We start from the raw sequence: 19,171 nt of genomic DNA, 5'->3' as shown, positions 1-19,171 counted from the left end.
GGGAACATCCACATCGGCACCATCGCCGGGAAGTTGAACGGCGTGATCCCCGCCACCACCCCCAACGGCTGCCGCATCGAATACGAATCCACCCGCGTCGAGACACCCTCGGAGAAACCACCCTTGAGCAGATGCGGGATCCCGCACGCGAACTCCACCACCTCCAGCCCGCGCGCCACCTCCCCCAACGCGTCCGCATGCACCTTGCCGTGCTCGGCCGAGATCAACCCGGCCAGCTCGTCACGATGGGCGTACATCAGCTCACGGAACCGGAACAGGACCCGGCCGCGCTTGATCAGCGAGGAGTCCCGCCACGCCGGGAAGGCCGCCACCGCGGCGGCCACCGCCGCATCCACCTCGGCCACCGACGCCAGCGCCACGTGACCGCCGACCTCACCCGTGGCCGGGTTGAAGATCTCCGCCGTCCGGTCGCCGCCGTCCGTCAGGGCGCCGTTGATCCAGTGCTTGACCGACTTCACCGTTCTCCCTCTCCCAGTGCCAGTTCCACCGCGTCCACGAGCGCGCCCTCGGCGCAGGGACGCGAGACCACGTCCGCGGCCGACAGGACGTCGGGATGGCCGTCGCCGACCGCGATGCCCAGGCCGGCGGCCTGGATCATGTCGATGTCGTTGGGGTTGTCGCCGATGGCGGCGACCTGCTCCAGCGGCACCCCCCGGGCCTTCGCCAGCTCGCGCAGGGCGCTGCCCTTGGTCGCCCCCTCCGGCAGCACCTCCAGGTACGTCGCCTCCGACCGGACGGTGACCGTGCCCGCGATGTCCAGGTCCGGCAGGCGGTCGCCGATCAGCATGCACTTGGTGATCCCGTCGGGGGGCAGCGCCGCCCAGTCGCCGGGGTCGCGCAGGGTGATGCCGTCCCGGCGGGCGTAGTCCCGCAGTTCCGGGACGTCGTCCACGGCCAGCGCCTCCCCGCCGGAGAACGCCACCGGGTACACGCCCGCGGGCAGCTCGCCGAACAGGCCGAGCAGCGTCTTCCAGGCGGTGGCGGGCAGGTGGCGGGAGCGCAGCACCTCGCCGGTCGCCAGGTTCACGGTGCGGGCGCCGTTGTAGAGGATGGCCGGGCCGTCCAGCCCCAGCTCGTCGTAGTAGGGGCGGGCCGAGCGTTCCATGCGGCCGGTGGCGATGACGACCTCGCCGCCCGCGGCCCGGTAGCGGCGCAGCGCCTCCCGGGCGGCGGGCACCATGGCCAGGTCGCGCCCGACGAGCGTGCCGTCGAGGTCGGTCACGATCCAGCGGATCACGTCGCGCTCCCCGCCCCGGCGACGTCGGCGGCCCTGGCAGCCCCGGCAGCGCCGACGGCCCCGACGGCCACGGCGGCCACGTCGGCCAGCACCGAGGAGGCCAGGTCGAACCCGCCGACGCAGGCCAGGTAGCCGCCCGGCTCGAAGACGCTGCCCGACAGCGGGATGTAGACGCCGCCGGCCTGCCTGACCAGCAGGGACCCGGCCGCGACGTCCCAGGCGTTGACGCGGGTGCCGTACGCGACGTCGGACCAGCCGGCGGCGACGTGGGCGAGCTTGAGCGCGGCGCTGCCCGGACGGCGGATGGTCGCGAACGACTGGGTCATCCTGGAGAAGCGGCGCAGCGCGCCCTCCTCGTCCTCGGCCAGGTCGCGCGGCGTGGGATAGCTGGACAGCAGCACCGCCTCGCGGTCGGCGCGGGCGCCCGCGCTGCGCAGCGGCTCGCCGTTGCAGACGGCCCCGCCGAGCCAGGCGGTGAACTCGTCGTCGCGCACCGGGTCGTAGATCACCCCGGCCACCACCTCGCCGTCCACGGCGGCGGCGATCGAGGTGCAGAAGAACGGCAGGCCGACGGCGAAGTTGGCGGTGCCGTCGATGGGGTCGACGTACCAGCTGATGGCGCCCTGTCCCCTGGTGCCGCCCTCCTCGCCCACCACGACGCTGTCGGGGCAGAGCCGGTCGAGCACCTCGCGGATGCCCTCCTCGGCCGCCTTGTCGTGCTCGGTCACCGGGTCGTGGAAGTCGCGCTTGGTCTGGATCTCCGGACGCGAGCGGAAGGCGCCGCGCAGCCGGTCGCCGACCGCCCTGGCCGCCTCGGCCGCGATGGCGGCCAGTTCGCGAGAGGTGTTCACGTCCATGTCTCCTCCAGGAGGGTCAGCAGGGCGCGGGGGTCCTCGACCGTGGCCTGAGGGCTCTGCCGCACCCGGTACGGGATCTTGTCGGTGCTCGCGGAGACCATCAGGACGGTCGCCCCCGCCCCGGCCCGGGCGCCGCAGATCACGTCCCGGTCGTAGTTGTCGCCGACGTACCAGGCGTCGGCCGGGTCCACGCCGAGGGCGCGGCAGGCGAGCAGGATCATCTCGGGGTTCGGCTTGCGCACGCCGACCTCGTCGCTGTAGACCTGCGCGGCGAACAGGTGCTCCAGCCCGCTCCCGGCCAGGTAGTCGCGGTGCACGGCCCCGCACAGCGCGTTGCTGACGACCGCGGGGACGACGCCGTTGCGCAGGCAGGCGTTCAGCAGCTCCGCCATGCCGGTGCGCAGCTTCCGGTCGCTGCGCAGCTCGCCCATGCGCTTGCACAGGGGCGTCGCCTCGACGGTGACCAGCGTGCGGGCCTGCTCGGGCCAGTCGGTGGCGACGAACTCCGCCCAGAACCGGCGGTGGGTCATCTCCTCGGGCGCGAACTGCCGGGACGTGGAGTCCTTCCAGTACTTGTCGGCCCGCGCCCCGGCCCGGATGTCGCTCTCGACGTCCTCGGCCGTCAGGCCGTCGAACCCGGTCCTGGCCAGCATGGCGTGCACCTCGGCGGCCAGCTCGGCCGCCCAGGACGGGCGTTTGGCGGTCTCGACGATCACGCCGCCGAAGTCCAGGAGCAGCGCCTTGGGGCGGATCACGCGGTCACCTCCGCCCGGTCCCAGGAGGAGATGCGGGCGCCGTCCGCGCCGAACAGGTGGAGCTGCTCGGTCCAGCAGGGCAGCATGTCGCCGGGCGCGGCCCGCACCGGCGTGTACGACAGGGCGAACAGCTCGGTGTCCAGGACGCGCAGCCGTACCGTCCAGGAGGAGCCGGCCGGCAGCACGGCCTCGACCAGCGCCTCCTCGCTCCAGGCGGCGGCGGGCGGCGTGCCGAGCCGCAGCGCCTCGGGCCGGATGCCGACGGCGGACGGGGTGACCCCCGAGCCGCGCGCCTCGACGAACCGCAGCAGCGATCCGGCCAGCCCGCCGGGCGCCGGTCCGGCGTCCACGATGGCCATCGGCGGGCTGCCGACGAACTCGGCGACGAACCGGTTGGCGGGCCGCTCGTACATCTCCATGGGCGCGGCGAGCTGCTGCAGCTCGCCCTCGTTCATGACGGCGACGTCGGTGGCCATGGTGAGGGCTTCGAGCTGGTCGTGGGTGACGAAGACGATCGTCGCGCCGGACTCCTCGTGGATGCGCTTGAGCTCGGCCCGCATCTCCAGCCGCAGCCGGGCGTCGAGGTTGGACAGCGGCTCGTCCAGCAGCAGCACGGACGGGTTGACCGCGAGCATCCTGGCCAGGGCGACGCGCTGCTGCTGGCCGCCGGAGAGCTGGGAGGGGTAGCGGTCCATGGCGGCGTCGACGTGCACCATCTTCAGCGCCGCCTCGGCCCGCGCGCGCCGCTCGGGGGCGGGCACCTTGCGCATGCGCAGCCCGAACTCCACGTTGTCGCGCACGGACAGGTGCGGCCAGAGCGCGTAGTTCTGGAACACCAGCCCCATCGCCCGCTTCTCGGGCGGGACGTAGACGCCCTGCTCGACGGAGTCCAGGACGCGCTCGCCGACGGCGATGCTGCCCGCGGTGGGCTGTTCGAGGCCGGCGATCATGCGCAACGTGGTGGTCTTGCCGCAGCCGGAGGGGCCGAGCAGGCACATGAAGGCGCCGTCGGGGACCACGAGGTCGAGGTTCTTCACCGCGTAGTCGCCGCCGCCGTAGCTCTTGGAGACTGCGCTCAAGGTGATGTTCGGCATCTATCCTCCTAGGCCGGACGCCAGGCTGCTCTTGGTCAGCCGCTGGGTCAGGGAAGTCATGGTGAAGGAGAGCAAAGCGATCATGAGGACGACGCCGTTGGCGAGCTGCGTGTATCCGTAGTCGACCAGGCCGATGGAGAGCGTCGTGAGAAGCTGGGTGCCGGTGGTGGTCAGCATCACGACGATGCTGAGCTCCTTCAGCCCCGAGATGAACGGCAACACGATCCCGGTGACCAGGGCGCCCTTCTGGATCGGGAAGATGATCCGCCGCATCCGGTGCCACCAGGAGGCCCCGGCGATCTGCGCGGCCTCCTCCGGCTCCCGGCCGAGCTGCATCATCGCCGCGATGCCCGAGCGCGAGCTGTACGGCAGGTGCGTCACGGCCATGACCAGGATCAGCAGGAACGTCGTCCCGTACAGCGCCGGGACGGGCCCGCGGGCGACGGCGAACAGCGACAGCGAGGCGGCGGCGAAGGCGATGCCGGGGATGAGGTACGGCAGGAACGACACCTGGCGCAGGAACCCGGCGATGCGCGGCGCGGTGCCGCGGACGACGACGTACCCGATGAGCAGGCCGGCGACCGCGCAGATCAGCGAGGCCAGGCCGACGATGCGCAGCGAGTTCCAGGCGGCCTGCCACAGCTCGGAGCCGCGCAGGATGCCGTGCGGGAACCCGACCGCGCCGGGCAGCCGGTCGGCGATCCAGTAGTCGAGCGTCAGGGTCGACAGGTCCAGCGGCGTGCGGGTGAGCGTGGACAGCAGCAGCGTGAGCACCGGGATCAGCACGCTGACCACGAAGACCACCGCGCCCAGCGCGAACGCGGGCCAGCGCCAGCCGCGCAGGTCGCCCAGCCGGTCCATCGCGCCCTTGCCGCCGACGGTGACGAACCTGCGCTGCTCGCGCATCAGCCGCATGTCGGTGAAGACGATCAGCACGCCGATGATCACGATGACGGTGGCGAGCACGGAGGCCACGCCGGTGCTGCGGTCCCTGATCGACTGGAACAGCCCGGTGGACAGCACCTGGTAGTCGGCGGGCAGGCCGAGCACGTACGGGGTGCCGAACGTGCCGAGCACCCGCCCGACCACGAGCAGCACGGCCGAGGAGAGCGCGGGCAGCATCAGCGGCACCACGATCCGCCGCACGACGACGCGCCGCGGCGCCCCGAGGATCCGGGCCGAGTCCTCAAGCTGGACGTCGATCCGGCGCAGCGCGTTGCCGACCAGCAGCAGCACGAACGGGTAGTAGTGCAGCCCGAGCGTGACGATGATCGGCAGCGGGCCGTAGGCCAGCCAGTCGGGGGTGCGCACGCCGGCCGACTCCAGGAAGCCCACCTGCCCGCCGGCCCGCTCGTTCTTGAACAGCGTCAGCCAGGCCAGCGAGAACGTCCACGACGGCAGCATGTACGGCACCACCAGCGCCCCGGCCAGCCACTTGCGGCCGGGCACGTTGGTCCGGGTCACCAGCCAGGCCATCCCGCCGCCGAGCAGCAGCGCGAACAGCACGGTGCCGACCGCGACGACCAGCGTGTTGACCAGCGGGCCCCAGAACAGCAGGCCGCTGATCTGGGAGCGGAAGACCCGCCACAGGTAGTAGCCGGTCCACTCGCCCGGCTGCTGGCCGGCGTGCAGCTCGTCGCCGAACTGGAGGCGGAAGGCGTCCGACAGGACCGCGATCAGGGGGGCGACGACGAGGTAGGCGAGCAGGACGACGAGGATCAGGCCGAGCGCGGCGGTCGGGTCGTGCCGCAGGACCTGGAGGCGGTAGCGGAGTCGGCGCCGTCTCGGCGGGCGAGGCGGCGGCTCCGTCTTGGTCAGAACAGCCATGGTCTTCCTTCGGGGGGTTTTCAGTGGCTTCGTTTGAGCATGGCGTCGGCGAGGGCGTCGGCGGCCTCGCCGAGCCGGCGGCCCACGGCGTCCAGGCGGGAGAGCAGCTCGCGTTCGCGCAGGGTGTCCATGTCCAGCGGGCCGGCGAACAGCTCGGTGAGCCGGGCCTGGTGGAGCTGGCGGACGCGGCTGCGGGACTTGCGGGTGGCGAGCACGGCCACGGTGACCGAGCCGGGATCGCCGGTGATCTTCAGCAGGGCCTGTTCGAGCTGGTCCAGGCCGTCGATGACGGCCCCCAGCGGCTCGGCGGCGAAGGTGAGGTCGGCGGGCCCGAACAGGTCGGCCTCGCGGACGAAGTCGCGTAACTGGTCCAGCACGTCGTCGATCGAGCGGGAGAGCCGGAACAGGTCCTCCCTGTCGATGGGGGTGGCCAGCACCCGTCTCAGCGCCCGGACGAGCTCGGCGCGGGCGGCGTCGCCCTCGTGCTCGACCTCGGCCATGCGGGCGCGGGCGGCGGCCTGGCCGGTCGTGCCCGAGGCGGCCGAGCGGGCCAGCACGGCGCCCTCCCTGGCCACGGCGACCTGGCCGCGGATGAGGTCGATCACCCGCCGTCCGGACCGGCCGCGCAGCTCGTCCCAGGCGCGGGCGAGCCGGCGGGGCCGTCCGCCGCTCACAGCAGCCTCAGGCCGAGCCCGGCCAGGGCGCCCAGGGCCATGGACGACGGCAGCGTGACCAGCCACGCCGTACCCATGTTCAGCACTCCTTGCCATCGCACCCTCCTGCTTCCTTCGCTTGCCACCACGCCGACGACCCCGGCGGTCACGGACTGGGTCATGCTCACCGGGCTGCCCAGGGCCGAGCTGCCGAGGACGGCGCCGGTGGCCGCCGTCTCGGCCGACAGCACGTGCAGCGGCCGGGTGATGACCAGGCCGCGGCCGACCCGCCCGCCCACCCGGGGCAGCGTGGTCAGCGCCCCGGCCAGGAACAGCGCCACCAGCACGGCCATCCACACCGGCGAGAGCTGGACGGGCCCGACCCGGCCGAGCCCGTTGCGGCCGACGTCCACGGCGACGCTCACCACGGCGATCATCTTCTGGCCGTCGTTGACGGCGTAGGCCAGGCACTGGGCCGCGTACGCCACCAGGTGGGCGGCCAGCACCAGCCCCGGCATCCGGCGCGAGGACGGCACCCGCCGGGACGCGGTGCCCAGCAGGTAGCCGAGCACCAGCCCGACCAGCGGCGCGCACGCCCCGATCGCCAGGACGGTGATCAGGCTCGGCCAGGCCACCGGCAGCCCGGCGCCGAGCCCGGCGCCCGCGATGCCGCCGATCACCGCCAGCGTCAGGCTGGTGGGCAGCCCTCTGCCGGTCAGCGCCGCCACCACCACGACGGCGATCACCACGCCGGCCAGGAACACGGCCGCGCCGCTGCCCGAGTCGAGCCCCGCGAGCCCTTCGGTGAAGGTCCGCGCGACCGCGACGCCCAGCACGTACGGCCCGGCGAACAGGACCGCCACCAGCAGCGCGGCGGCCAGCCAGCCGGGCGTGCGCGGGAAGCGCAGGCCGAGGCCGATCAGCGTGGCGCCGTCGTTGGCCCCGCTGATCAGCACGAACAGGACGGCCACCGCGGCGAAGGCCAGCGTCCAGCCCATCAGAGGTAGAGCCGCTGGTCGCGCTTGGCCTCGTCGTAACGCTCGCGCGCGGCCCTGACCTCGGGCAGGCCGGACACCTGCGCGACCGGCACGTCCCACCAGGCCTGCGCGCCGGGGCCGCCGCCGGGGACGGGTTCGACGTACACGACGGTGGTCCTGGCCGACTCCCTGGCCTTGACCAGGGCGGCCCGCAGCGACTCGGGGCCGTCGGCGCGCAGCACGTCGGCGCCCAGGCTGGCGGCGTTCGCGGCGAGGTCCACCGGCAGGGGGTCGCCGTCCAGCTCGCCGCCGGGGCCGCGGGTGCGGTACGCGGTGCCGAGCCGCCGGGCGCCCACCGACTCGCTGAGGTTGCCGATGGAGGCGAAGCCCCGGTTGTCCACCAGGACGATCACCAGCTTGATCCGCTCCTGCACGGCGGTCGCGATCTCCTGCGCCATCATCAGGTACGAACCGTCGCCGACCAGCACGAACACCTCGCGTTCCGGCGCGGCCAGCTTCACCCCGAGGCCGCCGGCGATCTCGTAGCCCATGCACGAGTAGCCGTACTCGACGTGGTACTGCTCGGGGTCGGCGGGCCGCCAGAGGCGGTGCAGGTCGCCCGGCATCGAGCCGGCCGCGTTGACCACCACGCCGCCTTCTGCGACCTCGTTGAGGACGCCGAGCATGACGGGCTGGGTGAGCTCGGGGCCCGCGTAGGTGTGGCCGATCTCCGACTGCCAGGCGGCGGCCAGGGCGGCGGCCCGGTGGGTCCATTCGGGGTCGGCCCGCCAGTCCACGTCGTCGAGGGCGCGCAGCGCCTCGCGGGCGTCGGCGACGAGCGTGGCGCCCGCGTTCTTGGCCGCGTCGAAGGCGGTGACGTTGACGTTGAGGAAGGCGGCCTGCCCGAACAGCGTCCTGGAGGCGGTGGTGAAGTCGGTGTAGCGGGTGCCGACGCCGATGACCAGGTCGGCCTCGCGGGCCAGGGTGTTGGCCGCGTCGGTGCCGGTGTGGCCGATCGCGCCGGCCGCGCAGGGATGGTCGTACGGCAGCGCGCCCTTGCCCGCCTGCGTCTCGCCCACCGGCACGCCGTGGTTCTCGGCGAAGCGGGTCAGCTCGGCCCACGCCCCGCTGTACCTGACGCCGCCGCCGGCCACGATCAGCGGCCTGCGGGAGCCGCGCAGCAGCTCCTTCGCCCTGGCCAGCGCGGCCGGCTCCGGGACCGGGCGGGGAACGTGCCAGACCCGCCGGGCGAACAGCTCCTCGGGCCAGTCGTAGGCTTCGGCCTGCACGTCCTGGGGCAGCGCGAGCGTGACCGCGCCCGTCTCGGCGGGGTCGGTGAGCACCCGCATGGCCGCCAGCAGCGCGGCCGGAAGCTGCTCGGGCCGGTTGATCCGGTCGAAGAAGCGCGACACCGGGCGCAGCGAGTCGTTGACCGACACGTCGTAGGACCGGGGGTCCTCCAGCTCCTGCAGCACCGTGCCGGGGGCGCGGGTGGCGAAGACGTCGCCGGGCAGCAGCAGCACCGGCACCCGGTTGATCGTGGCCAGCGCCGCGCCGGTGACCAGGTTGGTGGCGCCGGGCCCGATGGACGTCGTGCAGGCGAAGGTGGACAGCCGCGCGCGGGTGCGGGCGTAGCCGACGGCCGTGTGCACCATGGCCTGCTCGTTGCGGGCCAGGTAGTACGGCAGCGCGTCGTCCGTGCCCGCGCCCTGCTCGGCCAGCGCCTGGCCGACGCCCGCGACGTTGCCGTGGCCGAAGATCCCGAGCACGCCGGCGATCAGCCGCTGCTCGACGCCGTCGCGCTCCGACCACTGGGCGGCCAGAAAGCGGGTCAGCGCCTGAGCCGTGGTCAGCCTCATGAGGCACCTCCTTGCACGAGATCGGGCACGCCGCCCTCCAGCAGGCCGAGCGCGGTGTCCACGGCGGCGCCCACGTCCCCGTCGGGCGGGTAGAGCAGCGCCCGGCCGACCACCAGGCCGCGGACGCCGGGCAGGCGCAGCGCCTTGCGCCAGGAGTCGTACATCTCGCCGGCGTCCTGGCCGGAGTCGCCGCCCAGCAGCAGCACGGGCAGGGTGGTGGACTCCACGACGCGTTCCATCTCCGGCACGACCGGGATCTTCAGCCAGGTGCGGGCGGAGGTCGCGCCGAGGCCCTGGCCGACGCTGATGGCGTGGATCACGGCCTCGGGCGACAGGTCGTGCCGCACCACGCCGTCCTGCCGCCTGGACCAGAACGGCTCGACCATCGCCATCAGGCCGTGCCTGGCCAGGTCGGTGACGGCCTGGCCGCAGCTGGCCAGGGTGGCGGCGGTGGCGCTGTCCTCCAGCGCGATCCGGCACAACATCTTGCCGCCGTCCAGGCCCATCGCGGCGATGGTGGGGGCGTCGTAGGCGGTGAAGCGGTCGTCGAACTCGAACACCGAGCCGTGCACGCCGCCGCGGTTCATCGAGCCGATGACGATCTTGTCATCGAGCGCACCGAGCAGCAGCAGGTCCTCGACGATGTCGGGGGTGGCCAGCACGCCGTCCACGCCGGGCCTGGCCAGGGCGGTCATGAGCCGGTCGAGCAGGTCGGCGCGGCTGCGCATGGCCATCGGGTGGCCGGCCGCGCCGAGGGCGCCGCGGGCCGGATGGTCGGCCGCGATGATGAGCAGCTGCTCCCTGGCGTTCCTGAGGGGCCGGCGCCGGCGGGCGGCCGCCGCCTCGGCGACGCGCTCCGGCTGCCAGGCGCGCTGGTCGAGCAGCCGGCGGTAGTCCTGCTCACGCATGCGTGACGGCTCCTTCCGAGAGGGTGGCGGACAGGACGGCCTCGACCTCGTCCGCCGTGGGCATCGCGGGCGCGCAGGCCAGGCGTCCGGCGACGATCGCGCCCGCGGCGTTGGCGAAGCGCAGGGTGCGTTCGAGCGGCCAGCCTTCGAGCAGGCCGTGGCAGAGCGCGCCGCCGAAGGCGTCGCCGGCGCCGAGCCCGTTGACCACCTCGACCGGGACGGGCGGCACCCGTACGGTCTCCGTGGCGGTCATGCCGAGCACGCCGTCCGCGCCCTGTTTGACGATGGCCAGCTCGACGCCCGCCGCCAGCAGGGTCTCGCCGGCCGCGCGCGGGTCGCGGGTGCCGGTGGCCACCTCGACCTCGTCGAGGTTGCCGGCCGCGACGGTGACGTGCGCGAGCGCCTCACGCACCCGCTCACGGGCGGTGGCCGCGTCGGCCCAGAACATGGGCCGGTAGTCCAGGTCGAGCACGGTGTGCCGGGCGCGCCCGCGGGCCTGCCAGGCGGCCAGGTGGGCGGCGTGGGACGGCTCGGCCGACAGGCCGGTCACGGTGGCCCAGAACAGCCGCGCGCCGGTGACGGCCGCCAGGTCGAGGTCGCCGGGCGCGATCTCCAGGTCGGGCGCGTCCCGGCGGTAGAAGTAGAGCGGGAAGTCGTCCGGCGGCATGATCTCGCAGAACGTGACCGGCGTCGGCCGGCCGGGCACGGCGCCGACCAGGCGGTCGTCCACGCCGTAGGAGCGCAGCGCGTCGCGGACGAACGCGCCGAACGGGTCGTCGCCGGTCCGCGTGATCACCGCGCTGGAGTGGCCCAGGCGGGCGGCGGCCACGGCCACGTTGGTGGGGCTGCCGCCCAGGTACTTGCCGAACGTCTCCACGTGCCGCAGCGACACGCCGGTCTGGAGCGGGTAGACGTCCACGCCGACCCGGCCCATCGTCAGCACGTCGAGGGCGCTCACGCCAGGCCCCGCAGGAACGCCACGCCCGCCCGCACGTCGTCGGCCGGGCCGGCGCCCGCCGGGGGTTCGGCGTCGAGGACGACGTCCTGCTCCATGACGTACCAGCCGTCGTAGCCGGCGGCGGTCAGGCGTTCGACGATGCCCCGGACGTCCACGTCGCCGCGGCCGAGCCGGCGGTAGATCCCGGCGCGGACGGCGTCGGTGTAGGTCAGCTCACCGGCCCGGACGCGGGCGGCGAGCGCGGCGTCGACGTCCTTCAGGTGCACGTGGGCGATCCGCTCGGGGACGCGGGTGACCAGCTCCAGCGGGTCGCCGCCGCCGATGAGCAGGTGGCCGGTGTCCAGGCAGAGCGGGACGGCGCTGCCGCCGAGCACCCGGTCCACCTCCTGGCCGGTCTCGACCATGGTGCCGACGTGGGGGTGCAGGGTGAGCGCGCGGCCGTCGCCCTTGGCCTCGTGGAAGGCGCGGTCGAGGTTGCCGAGCAGGGTGCGCCAGCCGGTGTCGTCCAGCTCGGGGCGGGCGTCGTAGCCGTCGGCGCCGGTGGCGGCGGCCAGCACGACGACCACGTCCGGGTCGAAGGCGGCCCAGGTGGCGCGGAGGGCGGGCAGCGGGTCGTGGGCGGGGTCGTGCAGGACCGCGGGGACGAATCCGCCCACGGCGCGCAGCCCGTACCGGCCGAGCAGGTCCTGGTCGGCGGGCAGGAAGCCGTCGGGGCCCAGCTCGGTGGCGGTCAGGCCCAGCTCGGCCATCTCGGCGAGCACGCGGTCGGCGGTGAGCTGGTGTCCCCATCCGGGCACCTCGCACACGCCCCAGGAGATGGGTGCGGCGGCGATCCTCACTTGGCCACCTCCAGCACGCGCACCGGACGGCCCTCGCGGCGCGCCAGGTCGGCGGCCTCGGCCAGGTAGAGGGCGGCCAGGGCGTCGCGGACGGTGCAGGGGCTCTCGCTCTCGCCCCTGGCCATCGACAGGAACGCGCCCATCTCGGCGACGTAGGCGTCCTCGAACCTGGTCTGGAAGTCCGGCCACGGCGGCCCGTCCGGGTTCAGGCCCTCGGCCGAGCGCAGCGGGGTGCGGTCGCCGAGCCCGACGGCGCGGGTGCCGAGCGTGCCGGCCAGCTCCATGCGCACGTCGTAGCCGGCGCCGTTGTAGCGGGAGCCCTGCAGGGTGACCAGCGTGCCGTCGTCCATGACGATCAGGGCGGCGCTGTTGTCCACGTCCTCGGCGGCGGCGAAGTACGGATCGCCGCGGTTGGCGCCGACCGCCTGCACGACGTCCGCCTCGCGGCCGGTGACCCAGCGCAGGATGTCGAAGTCGTGGATGTGGCAGTCGCGGAAGATGCCGCCGGACTGGGCGACGTACTCGGCGGGCGGCGGCGCCGGATCTCCGGTCAGCATGTGCACGCGGTGCAGCTCGCCGAGCTCGCCCGCCAGCAGCGCCTCGCGGGCGGCCCGGTAGCCGGCGTCGAAGCGGCGCTGGAAGCCGATGTGCACGCCGATCCCGGCCCGTTCGACGGCCTCGGCCACCCGCAGCGTCTCCTTGACGGTCGGCGCGGCCGGTTTCTCGCAGAACGCCGGCACTCCCCGCTCGCACGCCCTCAGCAGGCCCTCGGCGTGGGCGGAGGTCGGCGTCGCGAGCACCACCGCGTCCGCGTCGAAGGGATCGCCGGTCCGGGCGCCGAGCCGCCGGGCCACCTCCTCCGCCCTCGCCGTGTCCACGTCGGACACGACGAGCTCGTCAACCAAGGCGGACAGGGTGGTGGCATGGAACATGCCTATACGTCCTAGGCCCAGCAGACCCACACGCATGATCGCTCCTCATCCAGGGGGGCCTCCAGTTCTAGATGAACAGGAGATGAACCGTCAAGACTTTGTCCTGACATAAGGATGAACTGTCGTAGCTGGGGGGTCGGGCCGTGGCCGGATCTCCACGTAAGAATGTCTTGACAAATTATTCACGTGACGTTCATCGTGAGCACACAATGGCGCCGGTCGGGGCTGGCGCGGCGCCTTGCGAATCCGAGAGGCAAGAGGAGTGACGCCATCATGAGGCGTACCGGGAAGATCATCTCCATGGCGTTGCTGGCGTCCGCCGCCGTGGCGTGCGCGCCCTCCACCGCAGGCGGAGGACCGTCGGCGGCGGCGACGGCCAAGGCGCTGCCCGGCCCGTCGCTCGATGCGAACTTCGACCTGGAGGCGCTGGTCGCCGCGGCGAAGAAGGAAGGCAGCGTCCTGGTCTACGACTCCAGCGGCGACATCGAGGAAGTGGCCAAGGCGTTCACCGCGAAGTACGGCATCGCCATGGAGGGGGTGAAGTCGGACACCCCGCAGACGGCCGAGAAGATGACCAGGGAGCACGCCGCCGACAACGTCACCATCGACGCGGCCATGTACGAGGACGGCGGCGTCCTGGTCGGCCAGCTCGCGCCGCAGGGCGTCACCCAGACGTGGATCCCCGGCGACCTGAAGGACCAGATCCCCGCCGAGAACCAGAACCCGCTGCTCGCCCTCTCCAAGGCGACGGTCTTCGGCTACAACACCAAGCTCTCCCCCGGCGGCTGCCCGGTGAAGAACGTCTGGGACCTGACCGATCCGGAGTGGTCCGGCAAGCTGGTGATGCAGGACCCGCTGGGCAAGCCGACCGTGCTGTCGTTCTTCACCCAGCTCGACGCGTACGGCAACCAGGCGCTCGAACAGGCCTACCAGGCCAAGTACGGCAAGCCGCTGAAGACCGAGGAGAAGAGCGCCGCGCAGGAGTGGATCAAGCGCCTGTCGCTCAACAAGCCGGTGCTGACCGGCTCGGACGAGGACATCTCCGCCGCCGTGGGCGCGCCGGCCGCCACGGACAAGAAGATCGGCTTCATGTCGATCTCGAAGTTCCGCAACAACGAGGACAAGGGCTACCACCAGGCCGCCTGCGAGGGGATGACCCCCTTCACCGGCTTCAGCTACCCCAAGTACGCGGCGATCGCCACCAAGAGCAAGCACCCCAACGCGGCCAAGCTGTTCGTGCACTTCATCATGACCGAGGAGGGCGTCAAGCACGAGATCGGCGAGGGCGGCGTCTCGGGCAACAGCACGGTCAAGCCGATGGTCACCCCGCCCGGCCTGTCGGACTGGCAGGGCCAGCTCTTCCACACCGACCCCAAGGGCCTGCTCGGCGACCTGCAGAACCGCCAGGCCATGTCGGACTTCTGGCGCGTCAACCGCAGCTAGCGCGGGCCGTCGCACAGCCCGGCCGGGAGGATCCCCGGCCGGGCGCGTCGGCATGCCCCGGCATCCCTGCAACACCTAATGTCCTGACATAAGGACGACCTATTGATTTCTTGTTAACTGGTCGTTACGTTTTGGGACAACATCAACACCCCGAACGAGGAGGCGCAATGCGTCCCCTGTCCAGGCTCTCCCTGGCAGCCCTGATGTTGACCGTGTTGGGCGGGATCGCCGTACCCGCGGCCGGTGCCGGCGTGGCGACCGTGTACCCCGACGTCGAGACCCCCTCCCTCTACGACGACGAGGCCGGCGGCGACGCCAACGGCGACGACCCGGCGATCTGGGTCGACCCGTCCGACTCCGAGGACAGCGTGGTGATCGCCACCGCCAAGAAGGGCGGCCTGTACGTCTACGACCTCGACGGGCAGCAGCTCCAGCACCTGCCGGCGCCCGCCGCCCCCGGGCCGGACGACGAGGCGGGCCGCTTCAACAACGTCGACGTCGCCTACGGCTTCGGCGGCAGGGACCTGGCGATCGTCTCCGACCGCGGCCGGGACATGCTGCGCATCTACGCCATCTCGCAGGGCCACCTCACCGACGTGACCGACCCGGCCGCGCCGTTCGTGTTCAACACGACGCAGCAGCAGGTCAACGACGCCGAGACGGCCTACGGCCTGACCGCCTGGAAGGACTCCACCGGCACGTACGCGCTGGTCAGCCGCCGGCACAAGACCTCGGTCGGCCTGGTCAAGCTGCTCGCCAAGCCGGGCGGCAAGATCGGCTACCAGCTCGTGCGGACGCTGACCCTGCCGGGCTCCTTCACCCTGCCGAACGGGCAGACCTGGTCCCCCTGCCTTGAGCCGGACGAGCAGGCGCAGGTCGAGGGCATGGTCGTGGACCAGGAGCGGGACGTGCTCTACGCCGCCCAGGAGGACGTCGGCATCTGGCGGATGCGCGCCGACCTCACCGGCACGCCCGTCCTGGTGGACAAGGTGCGCGAGTACGGCGTCCCCGGCACCTACGACCCCGCGACCGAGGAGTGCACCCCCGGCGCCGACCCCGGCTACGGCGGCACGCACCTCACCGCGGACGCCGAGGGCCTGACCATCTACTACCGCGAGGACGGCAAGGGCTACCTGCTGGCCTCCAGCCAGGGCGACAACACCTTCGCCGTCTACCGCAGGGAGGGCTCCAACGCCTACCTCGGCCAGTTCCGGATCGGCGAGGCGAACGGCATCGACGGCTCTGAGGTGAGCGACGGCTCGACCGTGCTCAACGTGCCGCTGGGCGAGTTCGACGAGGGCATGTTCATCGCCCACGACGGCGTGAACACGCCGGCCACGGCGGACCGGGAGAACACCAACTTCAAGTTCGCCGACTGGGGCGACATCGCCGACGAGCTGGACCTGGACGTGGACACCGACGGCTGGGACCCGCGCGACTGATCATCACCTGATCACCGCCGCCCAGCGGTCCCGCGAACCGGGGCGCCGTCCAGCCGGACGGCGCCCCTTCGCCGATTTGGGCATCCCTTCGCGGGGCGGGGAGAATGGGTGCGCGTGCGGAGGAGGAGCGTGACCGAGAGCCAGTCGCTCGACCACCTCGCCCGCCGCCTGGAAGAGGTGGTCGGCGAGCTGCGCGGCATCCCCGTCGACGTCGAGCGGCTGGAGGACCCCGAGCTCGTCCGCCGGCAGATCCTGCGCGCCACCCGGTCGTCGGCCGAGCTGCGGGCCATGCACCCGGTGGGCTCGCGCGAGCAGGGCCGCGACGAGCAGCGCAGCCGGCGTACCGTGCTGGACGCCCTGCGGGAGGGCCTGTCGATGCGCACGATCGTCCATTCGAGCGTGCTGGACGACCCGCGCAAGGCGGCCCGCATCCAGGAGCTGCACGCCGCCGGCGACCTGCACCGGGTCATCGACGAGCCCATCCAGCAGCTCCTCATCTTCGACCGGTCCGTGGCGTTCGTCCGGATCACCCCGATCGCCTACACGCCGGGCGCGCTGATGATCAGGCAGCAGGGGCTGATCGCCACCCTCATCGACCTGTTCGAGCTGTCGTGGGCGCGGGCCAGGGAGGTCACCGAGCCGGCCCACCGGCTCTCGCCCCGCGAGCGGGAGGTGCTGGCGCTGATCGCCGAGGGCCGTTCCAACAGCGCCGTGGCCCGCGCCCTGTCGATCACCGAGGCGGCCGTCGGCAAGCACGTGGCCTCCGTGTTCGCCAAGCTCGACCTGCCCGCGACCGACGACGCCAACCGGCGGGTGCTGGCGGTGCTGGCCTACCTGCGCGGCGTGGCGAGGTAGGGCCAGGGCTACCTCGTTCTCGTCCCAGCACCCGTGCGGGCGGGCCGCGGCGGGCGCTTCGATGGATGTCATGCAGAAAATGACTGGATTGCTGGTCGGCGCGGTGTTCGGCGCGGTGTTCGTCGTCGTCAACGCGCACGGCCCGCTCGGCTCCGTGACCGCGAACCTGCTGCGGGCCGCCGCGTGCCTGGCGGCGGCGGGCGTGCTGGCGATGTGGTTGCGTGCCGTGCGCGCGGAACGTCCCGCCGCGGCCGGCCGGCGGGGCATGTTCGGGCCCGGCTACCTGGCCGTGGTCGTGGCCGAGGCGGTTCTACTGTTCGGCGGGCTGCGGGTGCTGGCCGCGCTCGGGCGTCCCGAGGAGGGGAACGTGGCGTGGGTGGCGTTCGTGGTGGGCGTGCACTTCGTCGCGCTGGCGCCGATCTGGAAGGACTGGAGCATCGCCGTGCCGGGCGTCGCGCTCACGCTGCTCGGCGCCGGCGGGCTCGTCCTGGCCGCCACCCCCGCGGTGGCGTGGGTGCCGGTCGTCAGCGGGGTGCTGTCCGGCGTCGTGCTGCTGGCCGGCAGCCTCACCCTCGGCCTGCGCGGTACGGCGCGGGCGGCGGCCTGACCGTCCGGCGGGCGTGCCTTCTCCCCCGGCACAGACCCTCTGATACTCTCTGTGCTGAATTGATTACTTTCTGTCGCTAGGGGAGCTAGTGTGAAGGTCGCCTGCGTCGGCGGTGGGCCCGCCAACCTGTACTTCTCGATCCTGATGAAGCGGGTCGACCCGTCCCACGAGGTCGCCGTCTACGAGCGCAACCCGGCCGGGACCACCTACGGCTGGGGCGTGACCTACTGGGACGACCTGCTCAAGAACCTGCGCGCCGCCGACCCCGAGTCGGCGGACGTCATCAGGGAGAACTCGATCCGCTGGGACAGCTGGGTCACCCACATCCAGGACCGCGCGACGGTGTCGCTCACCGAGTCCGACGAGGGCTTCGGCATCTGCCGCCACCGCCTGCTCGACATCCTGGCCGACCGCGCCCGCTCCCTGGGCGTGCACGTCGAGCACGGCCGCGAGATCGCCTCCCGGGAGGAGCTCGACGCCGACCTGGTCGTGGCCGGTGACGGCATCAACAGCACGCTGCGCGCGCCGCACGCCGAGCATTTCGGCACCGAGATCGCGGTCGGGCGCAACCACTACATCTGGCTCGGCACCACGAAGGTCTTCGACGCCTTCACCTTCGCCTTCTCCGAGACCCCGCACGGCTGGATCTGGTGCTACTGCTACGTCTACAGCGGCGACCACAGCACGTGCGTCGTCGAGTGCTCCCCCGAGACCTGGAAGGGGCTCGGCCTCGACCAGGCCGAGGCGGCCGACGGCCTGGCGCTGCTGGAGAAGATCTTCGCCGACGTCCTGGACGGCCATCCGCTGATCGGACGGGCGCACACCGACGGCAGCGCGTACTGGCTGAACTTCCGCACGCTGACCAACCGCACGTGGTACCACGACGACCTCGTCCTGCTCGGGGACGCCGCGCACACCACCCACTACTCCATCGGCGCGGGCACCGCCCTGGCCTTCGGGGACGCCGCCTTCCTCGTCAACGCGCTGAACCAGGAGCCGGAGCTCCCGGCCGCCCTCGCCCGCTACGACCGCGAACGCCGCAAGGCGATCCGCCCGCACCAGAAGTCGGCCCGGCTCAGCGCCCAGTGGTACGAGAACCTGACGCGCTACATCGACCTCTCGCCGGTCGAGTTCATCGCGCTGCTCGGCCAGCGTCACTCCCGGGTGCTGCCGCACCTGCCGCCGCGGATGTACGCCCAGGTCGACCGCGTTCTCAGCTTTTTCGGCGGGTTCGGCGGCTCCGGCAAGGACTGACCGGGAGGCGCGCCCGCTCAGGCCCCGATCAGGGGAAGTCCTTGGGGTTCACGGGGCTGGTGCGGGCGTTGCCGCCCTTGACCGGGTTCAGGGTCAGCGTCCAGATGGTGTACTGCGTCGAGGTCGTGCGGAAGCGCAGCCGGTCGTTGAACTTCTGGTACGTCGCGCCCCTGGTGAAGCGGCCCTTCGACATGCTGAACCGGTAGCCGGTGGTGAAGAAGATGCGGTACGTGCCGTCCCGGACGTCCCGGATGCGGGCCGTGGACCGCGCGCGGACGTAGACGCTGATCGCCTTGGTCCGGCCCTTGACGATGGTGACGACGCCGTCCTTCGACGTGCCGTTCTTGATCTTGAGTACGCCGCGGCCGCCGCTGAGACGGTCGTAGACGATCCGGCCGTTGGCCGGGCGGGAGGCCGCCTCCTGGACGGCCGAGGAGGTCTGGACGGCCGCGGCCCGCAGGCCCGACGTGGCGGCGCCGGCCGGGGCGGAGGTCAGCAGTGTGCCGGTCAGTGCGACGGCGGCGACGACCCCCGCGCGTAACGGGGTCGCTTCGAGGAGTCTCTTCACCATGGTCTTCTCCTTGGGGGACATGGTCGGACTGATCGCGTACCCGTGTATATCAGGACAGACCGCTTCTACGCTCGTAGACTTT

General features: G+C 72.6%; 19 protein-coding genes. 5 read left to right on the top strand and 14 right to left on the bottom strand.

All coding sequences use genetic code 11. From position 1 onward, the window contains the following. The 13 genes from ACFYUV_RS28870 to ACFYUV_RS28810 all read right to left on the bottom strand — a co-directional run. A partial coding sequence (locus ACFYUV_RS28870; protein WP_387673215.1) for an aldehyde dehydrogenase family protein occupies positions 1–479 on the bottom strand: 479 nt, incomplete at its 3' end. Next, complete coding sequence (locus tag ACFYUV_RS28865; RefSeq protein ID WP_387673213.1) at positions 476–1,258, bottom strand: Cof-type HAD-IIB family hydrolase; 783 nt, start codon at positions 1,256–1,258, stop codon at positions 476–478. The genes ACFYUV_RS28870 and ACFYUV_RS28865, both read right to left, overlap by 4 nt. Next, the gene (locus tag ACFYUV_RS28860) at positions 1,255–2,115 is read right to left on the bottom strand and encodes an inositol monophosphatase family protein (RefSeq protein ID WP_387673210.1); all 861 of its coding nucleotides are present in this window, start codon (positions 2,113–2,115) and stop codon (positions 1,255–1,257) included. Before ACFYUV_RS28860 ends, ACFYUV_RS28865 begins: the two co-directional genes overlap by 4 nt. Next, positions 2,106–2,870 carry an HAD-IA family hydrolase gene (locus ACFYUV_RS28855; protein WP_358292752.1) on the bottom strand — a complete coding sequence of 255 codons (765 nt, stop codon included), beginning with the start codon at positions 2,868–2,870 and terminating at the stop codon, positions 2,106–2,108. Before ACFYUV_RS28855 ends, ACFYUV_RS28860 begins: the two co-directional genes overlap by 10 nt. After that, positions 2,867–3,964 (bottom strand): ABC transporter ATP-binding protein, encoded by a 1,098-nt coding sequence (locus ACFYUV_RS28850; RefSeq protein WP_387673206.1) that lies wholly within the window; start codon positions 3,962–3,964, stop codon positions 2,867–2,869. Before ACFYUV_RS28850 ends, ACFYUV_RS28855 begins: the two co-directional genes overlap by 4 nt. Continuing rightward, positions 3,965–5,791, bottom strand: a complete 1,827-nt coding sequence (locus ACFYUV_RS28845) for an iron ABC transporter permease (RefSeq protein WP_352324733.1) — start codon at positions 5,789–5,791, stop codon at positions 3,965–3,967. Positions 5,792–5,811: 20 nt separating this feature from the next. Further along, complete coding sequence (locus ACFYUV_RS28840) at positions 5,812–6,465, bottom strand: DUF47 family protein (RefSeq protein WP_352324732.1); 654 nt, start codon at positions 6,463–6,465, stop codon at positions 5,812–5,814. Next, a complete protein-coding gene (locus tag ACFYUV_RS28835; protein ID WP_387673203.1) occupies positions 6,462–7,442 on the bottom strand; it encodes an inorganic phosphate transporter in 981 nt (326 codons plus the stop codon). The genes ACFYUV_RS28840 and ACFYUV_RS28835 overlap by 4 nt, the downstream gene beginning before the upstream one ends. After that, positions 7,442–9,280 carry a 3D-(3,5/4)-trihydroxycyclohexane-1,2-dione acylhydrolase (decyclizing) gene (gene iolD / locus ACFYUV_RS28830; protein WP_387673201.1) on the bottom strand — a complete coding sequence of 613 codons (1,839 nt, stop codon included), beginning with the start codon at positions 9,278–9,280 and terminating at the stop codon, positions 7,442–7,444. The genes ACFYUV_RS28835 and iolD overlap by 1 nt, the downstream gene beginning before the upstream one ends. Beyond that, a complete protein-coding gene (locus ACFYUV_RS28825; protein WP_387673198.1) occupies positions 9,277–10,188 on the bottom strand; it encodes a class I fructose-bisphosphate aldolase in 912 nt (303 codons plus the stop codon). Before ACFYUV_RS28825 ends, iolD begins: the two co-directional genes overlap by 4 nt. After that, complete coding sequence (gene iolC, locus ACFYUV_RS28820; RefSeq protein ID WP_387673249.1) at positions 10,181–11,122, bottom strand: 5-dehydro-2-deoxygluconokinase; 942 nt, start codon at positions 11,120–11,122, stop codon at positions 10,181–10,183. The genes ACFYUV_RS28825 and iolC overlap by 8 nt, the downstream gene beginning before the upstream one ends. A gap of 20 nt (positions 11,123–11,142) precedes the next feature. Continuing rightward, entirely contained in the window at positions 11,143–11,985 is an 843-nt protein-coding gene (locus ACFYUV_RS28815) for a TIM barrel protein (RefSeq protein WP_352352762.1), read from the bottom strand. Next, entirely contained in the window at positions 11,982–12,953 is a 972-nt protein-coding gene (locus tag ACFYUV_RS28810; protein WP_358292737.1) for a Gfo/Idh/MocA family oxidoreductase, read from the bottom strand. The genes ACFYUV_RS28815 and ACFYUV_RS28810 overlap by 4 nt, the downstream gene beginning before the upstream one ends. Positions 12,954–13,190: 237 nt before the next feature. Here ACFYUV_RS28810 and ACFYUV_RS28805 point away from each other — a divergent pair, with 237 nt between their 5' ends. From ACFYUV_RS28805 to ACFYUV_RS28785, 5 genes are all read left to right on the top strand, one after another. Then, a complete protein-coding gene (locus tag ACFYUV_RS28805; RefSeq protein WP_358006489.1) occupies positions 13,191–14,360 on the top strand; it encodes an ABC transporter substrate-binding protein in 1,170 nt (389 codons plus the stop codon). A 203-nt stretch (positions 14,361–14,563) separates the two neighbouring features. After that, complete coding sequence (locus ACFYUV_RS28800) at positions 14,564–15,802, top strand: phytase (RefSeq protein ID WP_387673194.1); 1,239 nt, start codon at positions 14,564–14,566, stop codon at positions 15,800–15,802. 129 nt (positions 15,803–15,931) lie between these two features. Further along, the gene (locus tag ACFYUV_RS28795) at positions 15,932–16,657 is read left to right on the top strand and encodes a LuxR C-terminal-related transcriptional regulator (protein WP_387673192.1); all 726 of its coding nucleotides are present in this window, start codon (positions 15,932–15,934) and stop codon (positions 16,655–16,657) included. 79 nt (positions 16,658–16,736) lie between these two features. Further along, entirely contained in the window at positions 16,737–17,264 is a 528-nt protein-coding gene (locus ACFYUV_RS28790) for a hypothetical protein (protein ID WP_387673190.1), read from the top strand. A gap of 90 nt (positions 17,265–17,354) precedes the next feature. Next, positions 17,355–18,518 (top strand): FAD-dependent monooxygenase, encoded by a 1,164-nt coding sequence (locus ACFYUV_RS28785; RefSeq protein WP_387673188.1) that lies wholly within the window; start codon positions 17,355–17,357, stop codon positions 18,516–18,518. Positions 18,519–18,546: 28 nt separating this feature from the next. On the opposite strand, the gene ACFYUV_RS28780 is transcribed toward ACFYUV_RS28785, so the two are convergent. Continuing rightward, entirely contained in the window at positions 18,547–19,089 is a 543-nt protein-coding gene (locus tag ACFYUV_RS28780) for a hypothetical protein (protein WP_387673185.1), read from the bottom strand. Between the last annotated feature and the right edge of the window lie 82 nt (positions 19,090–19,171).

Source organism: Nonomuraea sp. NPDC003560, from assembly GCF_042878785.1.
Classification (GTDB): domain Bacteria; phylum Actinomycetota; class Actinomycetes; order Streptosporangiales; family Streptosporangiaceae; genus Nonomuraea.
This window is presented reverse-complemented; position numbering and strand designations above follow the sequence as displayed.